Source organism: Pseudomonas sp. S1_E05, assembly GCF_056337105.1.
The window spans coordinates 4,942,831-4,958,101 of the sequence record NZ_JBFRHM010000001.1 but is presented as its reverse complement, the minus strand read 5'-3'; the positions used below and the strand labels follow the sequence as shown (position 1 = coordinate 4,958,101).

Below are 15,271 nucleotides of genomic sequence, written 5' to 3'. Positions count from 1 at the left end.
CGGCGAAGCGGGGTCGAGTCCTGTACACTGCACGACCTTGGCAGCCACACATTCCCCCCGGCTGCGCTCCCGATCCTGGATTTTCCGGCCATGCAGAAAGAAACCGAAATCAAACTCCGCGTCAGCCGCGAAACCCTCGCTGCCCTGCGCGAGCACCCGCTGTTGAAAAAACGCAACAAAAATGGCTGGGAACGCCGCGAGCTGATGAACCAGTATCTCGACACACCAGAGCGCGACCTGGCCCACGCCAAGGTGGCCCTGCGCCTGCGTCGCGATGGTGACGAGATCATTCAGACTCTCAAGACACGCGGCCAGAGCATCGCCGGCTTGTCCGAGCGCAATGAATACAACTGGAACCTGCCCAAGGCCAAACTCGACGTCAAGAAACTCGACGGCGAATGCTGGCCAGAGCAACTGGCTGATCTGGACAAAAAAACCCTCAAGCCGATCTTCACCACCGATTTCGTGCGCGAACGTGCAGAAATTGCCTGGGGCCGTGGCAAGTCCAAAGTGGTCATCGAAGCCGCGCTGGACCTGGGTCACGTTGTGGTCGGCAAGCAGAAGGAAGAAATCTGCGAGCTGGAGCTTGAACTGCGTGAAGGCGAGCCAGCAGCCCTGCTGGAACTCGCCGTCGAACTGGCCGCCACCTTGCCGCTGATGCCTTGTGACATCAGCAAGGCCGAGCGCGGTTATCGCCTGTACGACGCCAACAGCTATTCGCTGAGCCTGCCGGCACCGCAACTGACCGCCGAAACGCCACTGGACGACGCCTTCGCCGCGCTGGCCTGGCACCTGCTCGGCAGCAGCCAGCGCCTGGCCGAACAGTATCGGTTCAATGGCCACTGGCGCCTGTTGCAGGACTGGGTCGACAACCTCGCCGAGATGCGTGCGCTGCTGAGCAGCCTGGGCCAGGCCGCACCGCGCCAGTCCACGCACGACCTGCGCGCGGCCCTGGATGCCTTGCTCGAAGACTGGCGCCCGCTGGTGCAAGTCGGCATCGAAGACGAAGACGTGCGCAAGGCCGCACCTGAGCAGTTCCTCGAAGAACTGGAAGACCCGCGCTGGGGTCAGTTCTCGCTGAACCTGTCGCGCTGGCTGCTGGCCCGCACCTGGACTGCGGACCGGAACGTGCGCGGCAACCGCCAGGGCGCGGCGCAACTGGCCAGCTGGCTGCCGCGCCTGTTGGCCGAAGAAGCCACTTCGTTGCAATTGCAGCGCTACCAGCAACAACCGGAAGACCTGGCCGAACAGCTGCCTCGCATCGAGCGCATCCAGGCCTGGCTGCATCATGCCCGCCACGTGCTGGACATCGCAGAAATGGATCGCCTGTACGGTGAACTCAAGCAGCTCGCTCAACTGGCGAGTGAGCCGACGATCACCGACGAACTGCTCGACGCGCGCAAGCAGCAGGCGATCGCGGTGTATCAGAACCGCGCCTGGCGAATCCTGCTGCGCGGCTGATCCGTCCCTGTAGGAGCGAGCATGCTCGCGATGGAAGATCAGGCACCTTGGGGTGTCAGGCAGACAGCGTCATCGTCAGCCTCCATCGCGAGCATGCTCGCTCCTACAGGGTAGCGGCGCGTTATCCCATCACCGGCAAGCTCGTCGTCGACTTGATCTCCGACAACGCCACAATCGAGTTCACCTCCTGGATCCCAGGCACAAGTGAAAGCTTCTCGAAGAAAAATCGCTCGTAGGCCTCGATGTCCGCGGCGACGATGCGCAGCATGAAATCCACCGAACCCATCAGCACATAACACTCCAGCACTTCGGGAAAACCGCGAATCGCCTCGGTGAATTCGGTGAAGTTCGAACGGCCGTGGGCGTTGAGTTTGATTTCCGCGAAGATCTGCGTGTTCAGCCCAATTTTCTTGCGGTCCAGCAAGGTCACCTGCCCGCGAATGATCCCCTCCTCCTTCATCCGCTGGATTCGCCGCCAGCACGGCGACTGCGACAGGCCCACCTGTTCGGCGATCTGTGCGCTGGAAAGGGAAGCGTCCTCTTGCAGCAACGCGAGAATCCTGCGGTCGTAGCCATCCAGTTCGCTTTGCATAAATAAACCCTAGATCGATACGTTGTTGAATAATCTAATTCGATAAGTCGCCTTTTGTACCCATCATAGATAAGAAATACCCGGCATCGAATGTAAAAATTTCTTCAGTGTTTTTGGAGAGCGATCATGCCACACCTCAAAGCCGTAACCTGCGCCCGCGCCGATAGCTGGAACGCCAGCAACACCCACTGCCGCGTGCGCTATCAATTGCTGGCAGAAGCCGAGCCAGACCTGCTGTGCCGGGTACTGAACCTGTTCGCCATGCAGTACCTGACCCCGCAACACGTCAACGTCCAGCGCATGGACGACCTGCTGTCGATCGACATCGTCATGGACGGATTGAGCTGGCACCGCGCCCAGGTGATTGGCGAAAAAATGCGCAACCTGATCAATGTCTGCTCGGTAGAACTGCACGCCGCTGATTCGGCGTGGCCTGAAGCCGTCGTGGCGACGGGCTGAAAAACTTCGATACGGGCTTCGTCGGGTAGTGGCCCAACGATCAGCGCGACGGCGACTATCCTTTGCGCACTGACGTCTTCGAGGAGCCCGCATGTCCGTTCAACTTGCCATTCAGGACCGCTGGCTGGATCTCAACGATTTGCTGCGCGAGCTGGTCGCCCAGGGATTCATCAGCCAGGACTCGGCCGAGCACGCGCTCAACGCACGCCGCCGTCAAGCCGCCAATGCCCAGATGCACCCGCTGGAATTCATCGCCAGCCAGCAACTGGACGATCTCAGCCGTGCGGGTAAACACCTTGATCTGGAAAGCCTGACCCTGTGGTTGTCGCAGCAGGCCGGCCAGCCGTACCTGCGCATCGATCCGCTGAAAATCAACGTTGCGGCCATTACGCCGTTGATGTCCTATGCCTTCGCCCAACGCCACAAGATCCTTGCGGTGGCGATTGATCGCGACTCGGTGACCGTGGCCAGCGCCCAACCTTATGTCAAAGGCTGGGAAGCCGACCTCACCCACGTGTTGAAGCTGCCAATCAAGCGGGTAGTGGCCAACCCGGTGGACATCCAGCGCTTCAGCGTGGAGTTTTTCCGCCTGGCCAAATCGGTCAGCGGCGCGACCCATGTCGATCAGCACGCCCAGGCCAGCAACCTGGGCAATTTCGAACAACTGCTCAACCTTGGCGCCAGCGACCAGGAGCCGGACGCCAACGATGCACACATCGTCAACATCGTTGACTGGCTGTTCCAGTACGCGTTCCAGCAACGCGCCAGCGATATTCACATCGAACCCCGACGCGAACAGGGCACGGTGCGTTTTCGCATCGATGGCGTGTTGCACAACGTCTATCAATTCCCGCCGCAGGTCACCATGGCAATCGTCAGCCGCCTCAAGAGCCTGGGGCGGATGAACGTCGCGGAAAAACGCAAACCCCAGGACGGCCGGGTGAAAACCAAGACCCCGGACGGCGGCGAGGTCGAGTTGCGGCTGTCGACACTGCCGACCGCGTTCGGCGAGAAGATGGTCATGCGGATCTTCGATCCGGAGGTGCTGCTCAAGGATTTCGATCAGTTGGGCTTTTCCGCCGACGACCTGCGCCGTTGGCAGGACATGACCCGGCAACCCAACGGCATCATCCTGGTCACCGGCCCTACGGGTTCAGGCAAGACCACTACGCTCTACACCACCCTGAAGAAGCTGGCGACCCCGGAGGTCAACCTTTGCACCATCGAAGACCCGATCGAAATGGTGGAGCCAGCGTTTAACCAGATGCAGGTGCAACACAACATCGACCTGACATTCGCCTCCGGGGTGCGTGCATTGATGCGGCAGGACCCGGACATCATCATGATCGGCGAGATCCGCGACCTGGAGACCGCAGAAATGGCGATCCAGGCGGCGCTCACCGGTCACCTGGTGCTCTCGACGCTGCACACCAACGATGCGCCCAGCGCCATCAGCCGCTTGCTGGAACTCGGGGTGCCACATTACCTGATCAAGGCCACGGTGCTCGGGGTCATGGCCCAGCGACTGGTGCGCACCCTGTGCCCGCATTGCAAGGCGCCGTTGACACTGGACGAAGACGACTGGCAGACCCTGACCAAACCCTGGCAGGCACCGCTGCCGGGCAACGCCCAGCGTGCCATCGGCTGCCTGGAGTGCCGCGATACGGGCTATCGCGGCCGCGCCGGGGTCTACGAGATCATGCAACTCACCGATGGCATCAAGGCACTGATCAATCCCGACACCGATCTGCTGTCCATACGACGCCAGGCATTCAAGGAAGGCATGCGCAGCTTGCGGTTGTCGGGCGCGCAAAAGGTTGCTGCGGGTCTGACGACCATTGAGGAAGTGTTGCGGGTAACACCGCAAAGCGAGCAGAAATAGATCTCTTATCGCCTGATTACGGGATAAAAACCGCCTGACGGTTCTTATCCCGTGGCGGCACCGTTACACTCCGGCCATCGCAACTTAAACAGGGAATCGTTATGCAGATCGGTAGCGTGCTTTTGCTTTTTGTCGGCCTCGTGGTCGCCATTCTGTTCATGGGCTTCAAGGTCGTGCCGCAGGGTTATCAATGGACGGTCGAACGTTTCGGCCGTTACACCAACACCCTCAAGCCTGGTCTGAACATCATCATTCCGGTCATGGACCGTATCGGTCGCAAGATCAACGTCATGGAGAGCGTGCTGGATATTCCACCGCAGGAAGTGATCACCGCCGACAACGCCACGGTGCAGATCGACGCCGTGTGCTTCTTCCAGGTAGTCAACACCGCCCAGGCGGCCTACGAGGTGAACAACCTCGAGCACGCCATCCGCAACCTGCTGCAAACCAACATTCGTACCGTGCTCGGCTCGATGGAACTGGATGCGATGCTCAGCCAGCGTGACGGCATCAACGAAAAATTGCTGCGCACCGTCGACGAAGCCACCGCACCGTGGGGCATCAAGATCACCCGGATCGAGATCAAGGACATCAGCCCGCCGGCGGACCTGATGGCAGCGATGTCGGGGCAGATGAAAGCCGAGCGGATCAAGCGTGCGCAAATCCTCGAAGCCGAGGGCCTGCGTGCCGCAGCGATCCTGACCGCCGAAGGCAAGAAACAGGCGCAGATCCTCGAGGCCGAAGGGGGTCGCCAGGCTGCGTTCCTCGAAGCCGAAGCGCGGGAACGCCAAGCCGAAGCGGAAGCCCAGGCGACCAAGGTGGTGTCCGAAGCCATCGCCGGCGGTAACGTGCAGGCCGTGAATTACTTCGTTGCACAGAAGTACATCGATGCGCTGGGCGGGCTCGCTTCGGCCAACAACAGCAAGGTCATCCTGATGCCACTGGAGGCCAGCTCGATGATTGGTGCGGTGGGCGGCATTGGCGAAATCGTCAAGGCCACCTTCGACAACAAGAAAGCCTGAGGCACGCCATGTGGGCATTCCTGCAAAATTTATCGTTCTGGGACTGGCTGGCGCTGGGCACCGTACTGCTGATTCTCGAGGTCTTCGGTGCGGGCGGGTATCTGTTGTGGATCGGCATGGCGGCGGCTGCCGTTGGCGTGTTGACGTTCGTACTGCCGCACCTGTCCTGGGAGCTGCAATTTCTGCTGTTCGGCCTGCTGTCGATCGCCACCGCCCTTTATTGGTGGCGACGCCAGCGCAGCGCGGTGCGCCAGAGTGACGAGCCGAACCTCAACCTGCGCGGACAGGAATTGATTGGCAAAACCTTCGTGGTGCATGAATCGATCATTGATGGGCGCGGCAAGATCAGGGTGGCCGACGGCGTATGGATGGCCCAGGGGCCTGACGCCGAAGCCGGCAGCCGCGTTCGGGTCGTTGCTCAGCAAGGCGTCGTCCTGCAGGTGGAAAAAGCCGACTGACCGTAATGGAACTCCACCGGGGCGTCCACGATCCAACAGCATGGATCTAACCCAGTGGAGTCACCCATCATGCGTTTCAAACTTGCTGTCGCTACCGTCGCCCTGTTGTCCCTGCCAGTCGGTTCGGCGATGGCCGACAGCTTTTGGCGTAACGTCATTTCGTCCGGCGCCACCACCGGCTCGACTTACCTGACGTTCAAGGATCACAAGCTGATCATTGCCGCGCAGGACGACGCCGGCAGTTTCGTCGCCAGCGAAGGCAGCATCCGCGGCCCGTACCTGGAAGCCGCCATGCAGAAAGTCCGTGCCGACAACCCAGGGTTACAGGCCACGGACATGGAACTGGCGAACGCGATCCTGGCGAAAAATGCCGTCGCGTCCGAGTAAGTTTCCCGCGAGACGAAAATGCCGCTCAAATTGAGCGGCATTTTTTTGCCTGCCTTTTCTTCTTCTCCCATCCCCTGTAGGAGCTGGCTTGCCAGCAATTGCGCAGAATCAGTCACCCTAGGTATCGACTGACCCGACCTCATCACTGGCAAGCCAGCTCCTACAGGGAGATGGGATCACCGGTAATCATCTACCGGCACACACGCACAGAACAGATTGCGGTCGCCGTAGACGTTGTCCACGCGATTCACCGCCGGCCAATACTTGTGGGCCTTGGTGTGGGCATCCGGCGTCACGGCCTGCTCGACACTGTAGGGGCGTTCCCATACCCCGGTGACATCGGCCAGGGTATGCGGCGCGCGTTTGAGCGGGTTGTCCTCGGCCGGCCAGTTGCCGTTCTGTACTTCGGTGATTTCTGCGCGAATACTCAGCATCGCCCCGATAAAACGGTCCAGTTCGGCTTTTGACTCACTCTCGGTCGGCTCGACCATCAAGGTGCCCGGAACCGGGAAGGACATGGTCGGGGCATGGAAGCCGTAATCCATCAGGCGTTTGGCCACGTCCTCCTCGCTGATGCCGGTCAACGCCTTGAGGGGCCGCAGGTCAAGAATGCATTCGTGGGCCACCCGTTCGTTGCGCCCGGTGTAGAGCACCGGGAATGCACCGGACAGGTGCCGCGCCAGATAATTCGCGGCAAGGATCGCCACCTCGCTGGCGTCCGCCACTTGCGGGCCCATCATGGCGATGTACATCCAGCTGATCGGCAGAATGCTCGCGCTGCCCCAGGGCGCCGCACTGACGGCGTCGTTCTGCGGCAAAGGGCCGTCAATGGCCACCACCGGGTGATTGGCCACGAACGGTGCCAGGTGCGCGCGCACACCAATCGGCCCCATGCCGGGCCCGCCACCCCCGTGAGGAATGCAAAAGGTCTTGTGCAGGTTCATGTGCGAAACATCGGCGCCGATGTCCGCGGGCCGCGCCAACCCGACCTGCGCGTTGAGGTTGGCGCCATCCATGTACACCTGGCCGCCATGCTGGTGAATCACTTCACAGATTTCGCGAATGCCTTCCTCGTAGACACCGTGGGTCGATGGATAGGTCGCCATCAGGCAGGCGAGTTTTTCGCCGGCCTCGGCCGCCTTGTCCTTCAGGTCCGGCAGGTCGACGTTACCCGCCTCGTCGCACTCGACGATCACCACGCGCATCCCGGCCATTTGCGCGGAGGCGGGGTTGGTGCCGTGGGCCGAGGATGGAATCAGGCAAATGTCTCGCGCGCCCTGGTGACGGCTCTCGTGGTATTTGCGAATTGCCAGCAAGCCGGCGTACTCACCCTGGGCGCCGGAGTTGGGTTGCATGCAGATCGCATCAAAACCGGTAATCGCGCAGAGCCAGCGCTCCAGCTCCTCGATCATCAACGTGTAGCCGAGCGCCTGTTCCCTGGGGACGAACGGATGCAGGTTGGCGAACTGTGGCCAGGTGATGGGGATCATCTCGCTGGTCGCATTGAGCTTCATGGTGCAGGAGCCCAACGGGATCATGGACTGATTGAGGGCCAGGTCCTTGTTCTCCAACTGTTTGAGGTAACGCAGCATCTCGGTTTCGCTGTGATGCGCGTTGAACACCGGGTGACGCAGGTACGGCGAGGCGCGCAGCAAACTATCCGGAATGCCCACCGGCAGTGCTTCAGCGTCCAGCGCTTGAACATCGAGCCCATGGTCGGCGCCGAGGAACACATCGAACAGCCTGGCTACCGTGCCTTCATCGCAGGCTTCGTCGAGGCTCAACCCCAGCTGCCCACGCCCAAGAATGCGCAGGTTGATTTGCGCGGCCTGGGCGCTTTCGATGATCGCGGTTTGCGTACCGCCCACCTCCAGCGTCAGCGTATCGAAAAAGTGCTGATTGAGGCGCTTGATGCCATTGCGCTCCAGGCCTGCGGCAAGAATGCAGGTGAGCCGGTGGACGCGCTGGGCGATGCGTTTAAGACCATGCGGGCCGTGATACACCGCATAAAAACTGGCGATGTTGGCCAGCAACACCTGGGCGGTGCAGATGTTCGAGTTGGCCTTCTCCCGCCGGATATGCTGCTCGCGGGTCTGCAATGCCATGCGCAATGCGGTGCCACCGCGGGCATCTTTAGAGACACCGATGATCCGGCCTGGAATCGCTCGCTTGTACTCGTCACGGCTGGCAAAAAAGGCCGCATGCGGGCCGCCGTAGCCCATGGGGACGCCAAAGCGCTGGGACGAACCGAACACCACGTCGGCGCCCAACTCACCCGGCGGCGTCAGCAACAGCAGGCTCAGCAGGTCGGTGGCGACGCAGGCCAGCGCTTGCTGGGCGTGCAGATGATCGATCAACGGTCGCAGATCGCGAATCTCGCCGTGGGTGTCGGGGTATTGCAGCAACGCACCGAATACCTGGTGCTGCTTCAGGTTTTCCACCGAGTCCACGATCAATTCCAAGCCAAAGCCTTCGGCACGGGTCCGTACCACGGAGATCGTCTGGGGGTGGCAGTCTTCATCAACGAAAAACAGATTGCTTCTGGACTTGGCAACGCGCTTGGCCAGGGCCATCGCCTCGGCTGCCGCCGTGGCCTCATCCAACAGGGAAGCATTGGCCAGCCCCAACCCGGTCAGGTCGATGATCATTTGCTGGAAATTGAGCAGCGCCTCGAGCCGGCCCTGGGCGATCTCGGGCTGATAAGGCGTGTAAGCGGTGTACCAACCGGGATTTTCCAATACATTGCGCAGGATGACCGCCGGGGTGATCGTGCCGTGATAGCCCATGCCGATCAGACTGGTCCATACCTGGTTCTGCTCGGCGTAACCGCGCAGCTTGGCTAATGCGGCTTCTTCGTCAAGGGCCGGCGGCAAGTCGAGCGCCCTGTTGAGGAGGATGCTCGGCGGCACAGTTTGTTGGATCAGCTCGACACGACTGCCCAGGCCAAGGCTGTCGAGCATCGCCTGCTGCTCGGCCGCGTCGGGGCCGAGGTGACGGCGCAGGAAAGCAATGGGATCGCGTAACTGGCTCAGGGACGGCAGCTGGGACATGACGGGCTCTCTCTTGACTGGCGCTCAGCGTCGATGCAACACGGTCAATCCAGCATAGCAGCCGATGTCGGAGGGCAACGATGACGCGGGGTTGCTGATGGCAATGAAAAAGCCCCGACAGGTCGGGGCTTTGGGATGAAGCGTCAGGCTTACTCGCCGATGGCGGCCTTATAGCCCGCTGCATCGAGCAGCTTGTCCAGATCGCCAGTGTTGCTTGGCTTGAGCTTGAAGATCCAGGCGCCGTACGGGTCGGAGTTGAGCAGTTCCGGGGCACCACCCAGTTCTTCGTTGATGGCGATCACTTCACCGGCAACCGGGGAGTAGATGTCCGAGGCAGCCTTGACCGACTCGACCACGCCTGATTGATCACCCGCAGCAAACACTTTACCCACTTCGGTCAGCTCGACGAACACCACATCGCCCAAGGCTTCCTGAGCGTGATCGCTGATGCCCACGGTGACGGTGCCATCGGCTTCCAGGCGGGCCCATTCGTGACTTTCGGCAAAACGCAGGTCGGCAGGGATATCGCTCATGTTCTATGTCCTCAAGGAAATTGTCAGCGGTCGTGCCCGCCGGAATAGGTTAGATCAAGGTTTTGCCATGGCGGACGAACGTCGGTTTGACCACCCGGACCGGGTACCATTTGCCACGGATTTCCACTTCCGCTCGATCGGCGGTGGCCATCGGTACGCGCGCCAGTGCGATCGACTTGCTAAGCGTAGGAGAGAAACTACCACTGGTGATCTCCCCTTCGCCAACATTGGCGATGCGAACCACCTGATGAGCGCGCAAAACGCCACGCTCCTCGAGCACCAACCCGACCAACTTATGCTGTACACCGGCCGCCTGTTCGGCTTCCAGGGCCGAGCGACCGATGAACTGGCGGCTGGTCGGTTCCCAGGCAATGCTCCAGGCCATGTTCGACGCCAGCGGCGAGACGTTCTGGTGGATGTCCTGGCCATAGAGGTTCATGCCGGCCTCCACCCGAAGGGTATCGCGCGCGCCCAGTCCAATTGGCGAGATGCCCGCTCCCACGAGGTCGTTGAAGAAGCCCGGGGCCTGATCGGCCGGCAGGATGATCTCCAGCCCATCTTCGCCGGTATAGCCGGTGCGTGCGATGAACCAGTCACCATCGGCCTGGCCTTCGAAGGGCTTGAGCAGTTGAATCAGGTGACTGCGGGACTGGGTGACCAGTTCGCTGATCTTGTGCCGGGCGTGAGGCCCCTGGATGGCCAGCATCGCCAGTTCCGGGCGCTCGTGCAGTTGCACGTCATAACCGTCGAGGTGGGCCTGCATCCACGCCAGGTCCTGATCACGGGTAGACGCGTTGACCACCAGCCGATAGCCGTCATCGAGGCGGTAGACGATCATGTCGTCGACGATGCCGCCGTGCTCGTTGAGCATGGTGCTGTACAAGGCGCGACCAGCGCTGTGCAGGCGTTCGACGTCGTTGGCCAGCAAATGCTGGAGCCAGGTCTTGGCCTGCGCGCCGCTGACATCGATCACGGTCATGTGGGAGACATCAAAAACCCCGCAATCGCGGCGCACCTGATGGTGTTCCTCGACTTGCGAGCCGTAATGCAAAGGCATGTCCCAACCGCCAAAATCGACCATCTTCGCGCCCAGCGCGAGGTGAAGGTCATACAGAGGCGTACGCTGTCCCATGGGTTTCTCCTTCCGGGCTTGGCGAGGGTACGGGCCGGCGCTGCACGGTATCAAGACCTTTGGATAAGGGCTTTGCGCCGCTTTCAGCAACCGGGTCTGTGAGACGGACCGCACCGAATGCCGCGCATTGTAGCCTCAAGGTGTAGGACTGGCACCTAGCTGTTTTGATGGGCCGAACGTCGGATCAATCCGATGACCGGCAACAGCCCGACCAAAACCAGCGTCAGCGCTGGCAGGGACGCTCTCGCCCATTCCCCTTCGCTGGTCATTTCAAAGATCCGCACCGCCAGCGTGTCCCAGCCAAACGGGCGCATCAGCAGGGTCGCGGGCATTTCCTTGAGCACATCGACAAACACCAGCAACGCCGCGCTCAAAGTGCCCGGCAGCAACAACGGCAGATACACTTTGAAAAACAGTCGCGGGCCGCTGACGCCGAGGCTACGGGCCGCTTCGGGCAAAGATGGCCGTATTCGCGCCAGACTGCTTTCCTAAGGGGCCGAATGCCACGGCGATGAAGCGCACCAGGTAAGCCAGCAACAGGGCGGCCAGACTGCCCAGCAGCAATGGCTTGCCTGCACCGCCCAGCCAACCCGAAACGGGAATCACCAGCTCGCGGTCCAGGTAACTGAACGCCAGCATGATCGACACCGCCAGCACTGAACCGGGCAACGCGTACCCCAGGTTGGCCAGGCTGATGCCTGAGCGGATTGCACGGGTTGGCGCCAGTCGACCGGCAAACGCCAGTATCAACGCGACACCGACAGTGATCAGCGCGGCCATTGCCCCAAGATACAGCGTGTGGACAATCAACCCGGTGTAGCGCTCGTCCAGATCGAAACGACCGCGCTGCCAGAACCACACCACCAGTTGCAGCATGGGAATGACGAAGGCGCAGGCGAATACCAGGCCGCACCAGCTCATCGCCGCCAGCGCCTTGAAACCTCGCAGGTGATACAACGCCTTGACCCGCGGTCGCTCGTTGCTCGCACGAATGGCCCCACGGGCACGCCGCTCACCGTAGAGCACCAGCATCACCACCAACAACAGCAGACTGGCCAGTTGCGCCGCCGAGGACAGGCTGAAAAATCCGTACCAGGTCTTGTAGATCGCAGTGGTGAACGTGTCGAAGTTGAACACCGACACCGCGCCGAAATCCGCCAGGGTTTCCATCAGCGCCAACGCGACTCCGGCGCCAATGGCCGGCCTGGCCATCGGGAGCGCGACACGCCAGAACGCCTGCCAGGGCGACTGGCCAAGCACCCGCGCGGCTTCCATCAGACCTTTGCCCTGCGCCAGGAACGCCGTGCGCGCCAGCAGGTAGACATACGGATAGAAAACCAGCACCAGCACAAGGACGACGCCGCCCGTGGAGCGCACGCGCGGCAGCCGCAACCCCGCGCCAAACCATTCGCGCATCAGTGTTTGCACCGGCCCGGCGAAATCCAGCAGGCCGACGAAAACGAAGGCCAGCACGTAGGCTGGAATCGCGAATGGCAGCATCAACGCCCAATCTAGCCATTTGCGGCCAGGGAATTCGCACAGGCTGGTGAGCCAGGCCAGGCTGACACCCAGCAGCGTCACGCCAATACCGACGCCCAGCACCAACGTCACCGTGTTGCCCAAGAGTCGCGGCATCTGGGTCTCCCAAAGGTGGGACCAGATCTGTTGATCGATGGTTTGCCAGGACAGCAGCAGAACGCTCAGGGGCAACAGGACCAGCGCAGCGATGGCGAAGACCAGGGGATACCAACGGCGTTGGGCGGGGTGGGCCAAGGAAAAAGCTCTCATTGAAAAATGAACGTGCCCACGACAGGCGTGGGCACGATCAGGGCGCGCAGTATAACGGTGGCGTCAGTTCCAGCCAGCCCGATCCATCATGCGGATGGCTTCAGCCTGGCGCTTGCCGGCGACTTCCACCGGCAGGGTGTCGGCGACGAACTTGCCCCACGCGGCCACTTCAGCGGACGGCTGCACGGCAGGGTTGGCCGGGAACTCCTGGTTCACGTCAGCAAAGATCTTTTGGGCTTCGGCGGTGGTCATCCACTCCACCAGTGCCTTCGCTGCCTCTGGATGCGGCGCGTGCTTGGTCAGGCCGATGCCCGACAGGTTGACGTGCACGCCGCGATCCGCCTGGTTTGGCCAGAACAGTTTCACTGGCAGATCAGGCTTCTGTTGGTGCAGACGGCCATAGTAGTAGGTGTTGACGATGCCGACATCGCACTGACCGGCGTTGATTGCTTCCAGCACCGCCACGTCGTCGGAGAACACGTCGGTGGAGAGGTTGTTGACCCAGCCCTTGAGGATCTTCTCGGTTTTCTCGGCACCGTGGGTTTCGATCATGGTCGCGGTCAGGGACTGGTTGTAGACCTTCTTGGCGGTACGCAGGCACAGGCGGCCTTCCCAGTTTTTGTCGGCCAGGGCTTCATAGGTGGTCAACTCGCCCGGTTTCACCCGCACGGTGGAGTAGGCGATTGTCCGGGCCCGCAGGCTCAGGCCGGTCCAGGCATGGCTGGAAGCGCGGTACTGCGGCGGGATGTTGGTGTCGATGGTTTTCGAGGTGAAAGGCTGCAGGATACCCATCTGCTCGGCCTGCCAGAGGTTGCCGGCATCGACGGTCAGCAGCAGGTCGGCGGTGGCATTTTCACCCTCGGCCTTGATGCGCTGCATCAACGGCGCTTCCTTGTCGGTGATGAATTTGACCGTCACCCCGGTTTTCGCGGTGTAGGCATCGAACACGGGCTTGATCAGCTCGTCGATACGTGAGGAGTAGACCACCACCTCGTCAGCAGCCTGGGCGGCGGTGCTGCCAATCAGGGTCAGGGCGAGTGCCGTCAATAGACGCTTCGATGCCAACATGGGAGCCAACTCTCGATCAGGAAAAGTGAGGCCAAATGATAAGGACTCACATTTACCATCTCAATCGAACAGTTGGCGGAGGCGTTACCAGATGTTGCACAGCCTGAAGTGTGTGGAGAATGTGCGACCTATCGCGGGCAAGCCCGCTCCCACAGGGGTATAGGTTCCACTGTAGGAGCGGGCTTGCCCGCGATAGGGCCGTCAGCCCCTGCAAAAATCTCAGGCCTTGGCCAACGCCGGCAAATCCCCGGTCAGTCCTAGCGCCTCGCGCACGAAGAGCGCCTTGGCCTCCGGCATCTGATCGACCATTTTCAGCCCGACATTACGCAGCCATCGCACCGGCAACGGATCGGCCTGGAATAAACGCTCGAAGCCCTCCATCGCCGCCATCAACGCCAGGTTGTGTGGCATGCGCCGACGTTCGAAGCGGCTCAACACTTTCACATCGGCCAGCCGCTCGCCACGCTCGGTCGCTTGCAGCAATACTTCGGCGAGTACCGCGGCATCAAGGAAGCCCAGGTTCACGCCCTGCCCGGCCAACGGGTGAATGGTGTGGGCCGCGTCGCCGATCAGCGCCAGGCCTTCAGCCACGTAGCGCTTGGCATGACGCTGACGCAGCGGCACACACAGGCGAGGATCGGCGCTGATGACCGAACCCAGGCGGCCTTCGAAGGCGCGCTCCAGTTCATGACAGAAGCTGTCGTCATCCAGTGCCATCAAGCGTTCGGCTTCGCCCGGCGTCGTCGACCAGACGATCGAGCACCAATCCTGCTGGCCATCGCGCTCCAGTGGCAGAAACGCCAATGGCCCGTTATCGGTAAAACGTTGCCAGGCCGTCATCTGGTGCGCATTGGAGCTGCGCACGCTGGTAACGATGGCGTGATGCAGATAATCCCACTCGCGTGTGGCCATGCCCGTCAGGCGCCGCACCGCCGAGTTGGCACCATCTGCGGCAATCACCAGCGGCGCGCGTAATTGGCGGCCGTCGGCCAGGGTCAGCAGCCAGTCATCGCCGGAGCGGCGCATCTGTTCCAGCCGCGCACCCGCCAACAGGCCCAGGTCGCTGTCGTGCAGGCAGTCGAGCAAGGCGTCCTGCACCACGCGATTCTCCACGATATGCCCCAACCCCTCGGCATGCACACTGGCGGCGCTGAAATGGATCTGCCCGGTGCCACTGCCATCCCACACATGCATGTCCGAATACGGGCTGCTGCGTCGTTTGGCGATGCCTTCCCAGGCGCCCAGCCGCTCGAGAATCCGCTGGCTGGCCGCCGACAGCGCGCTCACTCGCGGCTCGAATGGCGCCTGCGCGTCGAAGGGTTTGACCGTCATCGGGCTGCCGTCCAGCAGCAGGATGTTCAGCCCGCTGTCGCGTAACGCCAGCGCCAGGGCGCTGCCGACCATTCCGGCACCGACAATCAGCAGATCTGCGCGCATAT

Annotated in this window: 12 protein-coding genes and 1 pseudogene; 6 read left to right on the top strand and 7 right to left on the bottom strand. The window is 61.6% G+C overall.

Annotated elements, in window-relative coordinates; translation table 11 throughout:
• Nucleotides 1-90: 90 nt before the first annotated feature.
• A complete protein-coding gene (locus AB4N33_RS22860) occupies nucleotides 91-1,461 on the top strand; it encodes a CYTH domain-containing protein (RefSeq protein WP_476458291.1) in 1,371 nt (456 codons plus the stop codon).
• Nucleotides 1,462-1,582: 121 nt separating this feature from the next.
• On the opposite strand, the gene AB4N33_RS22855 is transcribed toward AB4N33_RS22860, so the two are convergent.
• Nucleotides 1,583-2,053 (bottom strand): Lrp/AsnC family transcriptional regulator, encoded by a 471-nt coding sequence (locus tag AB4N33_RS22855; RefSeq protein WP_460119863.1) that lies wholly within the window; start codon nucleotides 2,051-2,053, stop codon nucleotides 1,583-1,585.
• Between the two features lie 126 nt (nucleotides 2,054-2,179).
• Here AB4N33_RS22855 and AB4N33_RS22850 point away from each other — a divergent pair, with 126 nt between their 5' ends.
• The 5 genes from AB4N33_RS22850 to AB4N33_RS22830 all read left to right on the top strand — a co-directional run bounded on the left by AB4N33_RS22850 (nucleotide 2,180) and on the right by AB4N33_RS22830 (nucleotide 6,261).
• Entirely contained in the window at nucleotides 2,180-2,512 is a 333-nt protein-coding gene (locus tag AB4N33_RS22850) for a hypothetical protein (RefSeq protein ID WP_476458290.1), read from the top strand.
• 91 nt (nucleotides 2,513-2,603) lie between these two features.
• On the top strand, nucleotides 2,604-4,394 hold the full coding sequence (gene tfpB, locus AB4N33_RS22845; protein ID WP_460140694.1) for a type IV pilus assembly ATPase TfpB: 1,791 nt from the start codon (nucleotides 2,604-2,606) through the stop codon (nucleotides 4,392-4,394).
• Nucleotides 4,395-4,495: 101 nt separating this feature from the next.
• Entirely contained in the window at nucleotides 4,496-5,416 is a 921-nt protein-coding gene (locus AB4N33_RS22840; RefSeq protein ID WP_460119857.1) for an SPFH domain-containing protein, read from the top strand.
• Nucleotides 5,417-5,424: 8 nt separating this feature from the next.
• Nucleotides 5,425-5,874 (top strand): NfeD family protein, encoded by a 450-nt coding sequence (locus AB4N33_RS22835; RefSeq protein WP_460119855.1) that lies wholly within the window; start codon nucleotides 5,425-5,427, stop codon nucleotides 5,872-5,874.
• A 69-nt stretch (nucleotides 5,875-5,943) separates the two neighbouring features.
• Nucleotides 5,944-6,261 carry a DUF2388 domain-containing protein gene (locus tag AB4N33_RS22830; RefSeq protein WP_368555969.1) on the top strand — a complete coding sequence of 106 codons (318 nt, stop codon included), beginning with the start codon at nucleotides 5,944-5,946 and terminating at the stop codon, nucleotides 6,259-6,261.
• A 176-nt stretch (nucleotides 6,262-6,437) separates the two neighbouring features.
• Here AB4N33_RS22830 and gcvP read toward each other — a convergent pair whose 3' ends face one another.
• The 6 genes and pseudogenes from gcvP to AB4N33_RS22800 all read right to left on the bottom strand — a co-directional run bounded on the left by gcvP (nucleotide 6,438) and on the right by AB4N33_RS22800 (nucleotide 15,269).
• Nucleotides 6,438-9,311 (bottom strand): aminomethyl-transferring glycine dehydrogenase, encoded by a 2,874-nt coding sequence (gene gcvP, locus AB4N33_RS22825; RefSeq protein WP_476458289.1) that lies wholly within the window; start codon nucleotides 9,309-9,311, stop codon nucleotides 6,438-6,440.
• Between the two features lie 149 nt (nucleotides 9,312-9,460).
• Nucleotides 9,461-9,844, bottom strand: a complete 384-nt coding sequence (gcvH, locus tag AB4N33_RS22820) for a glycine cleavage system protein GcvH (protein ID WP_460119851.1) — start codon at nucleotides 9,842-9,844, stop codon at nucleotides 9,461-9,463.
• Nucleotides 9,845-9,893: 49 nt separating this feature from the next.
• Nucleotides 9,894-10,976, bottom strand: a complete 1,083-nt coding sequence (gene gcvT, locus AB4N33_RS22815) for a glycine cleavage system aminomethyltransferase GcvT (RefSeq protein WP_460119849.1) — start codon at nucleotides 10,974-10,976, stop codon at nucleotides 9,894-9,896.
• Nucleotides 10,977-11,131: 155 nt separating this feature from the next.
• A pseudogene (locus AB4N33_RS22810) lies at nucleotides 11,132-12,749 on the bottom strand (ABC transporter permease).
• A 78-nt stretch (nucleotides 12,750-12,827) separates the two neighbouring features.
• Nucleotides 12,828-13,832 (bottom strand): extracellular solute-binding protein, encoded by a 1,005-nt coding sequence (locus AB4N33_RS22805; protein ID WP_460119845.1) that lies wholly within the window; start codon nucleotides 13,830-13,832, stop codon nucleotides 12,828-12,830.
• Between the two features lie 219 nt (nucleotides 13,833-14,051).
• A complete protein-coding gene (locus AB4N33_RS22800; protein ID WP_460142181.1) occupies nucleotides 14,052-15,269 on the bottom strand; it encodes a 2-octaprenyl-3-methyl-6-methoxy-1,4-benzoquinol hydroxylase in 1,218 nt (405 codons plus the stop codon).
• Nucleotides 15,270-15,271: the final 2 nt, after the last annotated feature.

Excerpts from the sequence above, each read along its gene's own strand:
- AB4N33_RS22835 (WP_460119855.1), top strand. The coding sequence starts at position 5,425 with ATGTGGGCATTCCTGCAAAATTTATCGTTCTGGGACTGGCTGGCGCTG.
- gcvH (WP_460119851.1), bottom strand. The coding sequence starts at position 9,844 with ATGAGCGATATCCCTGCCGACCTGCGTTTTGCCGAAAGTCACGAATGG.
- gcvP (WP_476458289.1), bottom strand. The coding sequence starts at position 9,311 with ATGTCCCAGCTGCCGTCCCTGAGCCAGTTACGCGATCCCATTGCTTTC.
- AB4N33_RS22840 (WP_460119857.1), top strand. The coding sequence starts at position 4,496 with ATGCAGATCGGTAGCGTGCTTTTGCTTTTTGTCGGCCTCGTGGTCGCC.
- AB4N33_RS22850 (WP_476458290.1), top strand. The coding sequence starts at position 2,180 with ATGCCACACCTCAAAGCCGTAACCTGCGCCCGCGCCGATAGCTGGAAC.
- AB4N33_RS22830 (WP_368555969.1), top strand. The coding sequence starts at position 5,944 with ATGCGTTTCAAACTTGCTGTCGCTACCGTCGCCCTGTTGTCCCTGCCA.
- AB4N33_RS22800 (WP_460142181.1), bottom strand. The coding sequence starts at position 15,269 with ATGCGCGCAGATCTGCTGATTGTCGGTGCCGGAATGGTCGGCAGCGCC.
- tfpB (WP_460140694.1), top strand. The coding sequence starts at position 2,604 with ATGTCCGTTCAACTTGCCATTCAGGACCGCTGGCTGGATCTCAACGAT.
- AB4N33_RS22855 (WP_460119863.1), bottom strand. The coding sequence starts at position 2,053 with ATGCAAAGCGAACTGGATGGCTACGACCGCAGGATTCTCGCGTTGCTG.
- gcvT (WP_460119849.1), bottom strand. The coding sequence starts at position 10,976 with ATGGGACAGCGTACGCCTCTGTATGACCTTCACCTCGCGCTGGGCGCG.
- AB4N33_RS22805 (WP_460119845.1), bottom strand. The coding sequence starts at position 13,832 with ATGTTGGCATCGAAGCGTCTATTGACGGCACTCGCCCTGACCCTGATT.
- AB4N33_RS22860 (WP_476458291.1), top strand. The coding sequence starts at position 91 with ATGCAGAAAGAAACCGAAATCAAACTCCGCGTCAGCCGCGAAACCCTC.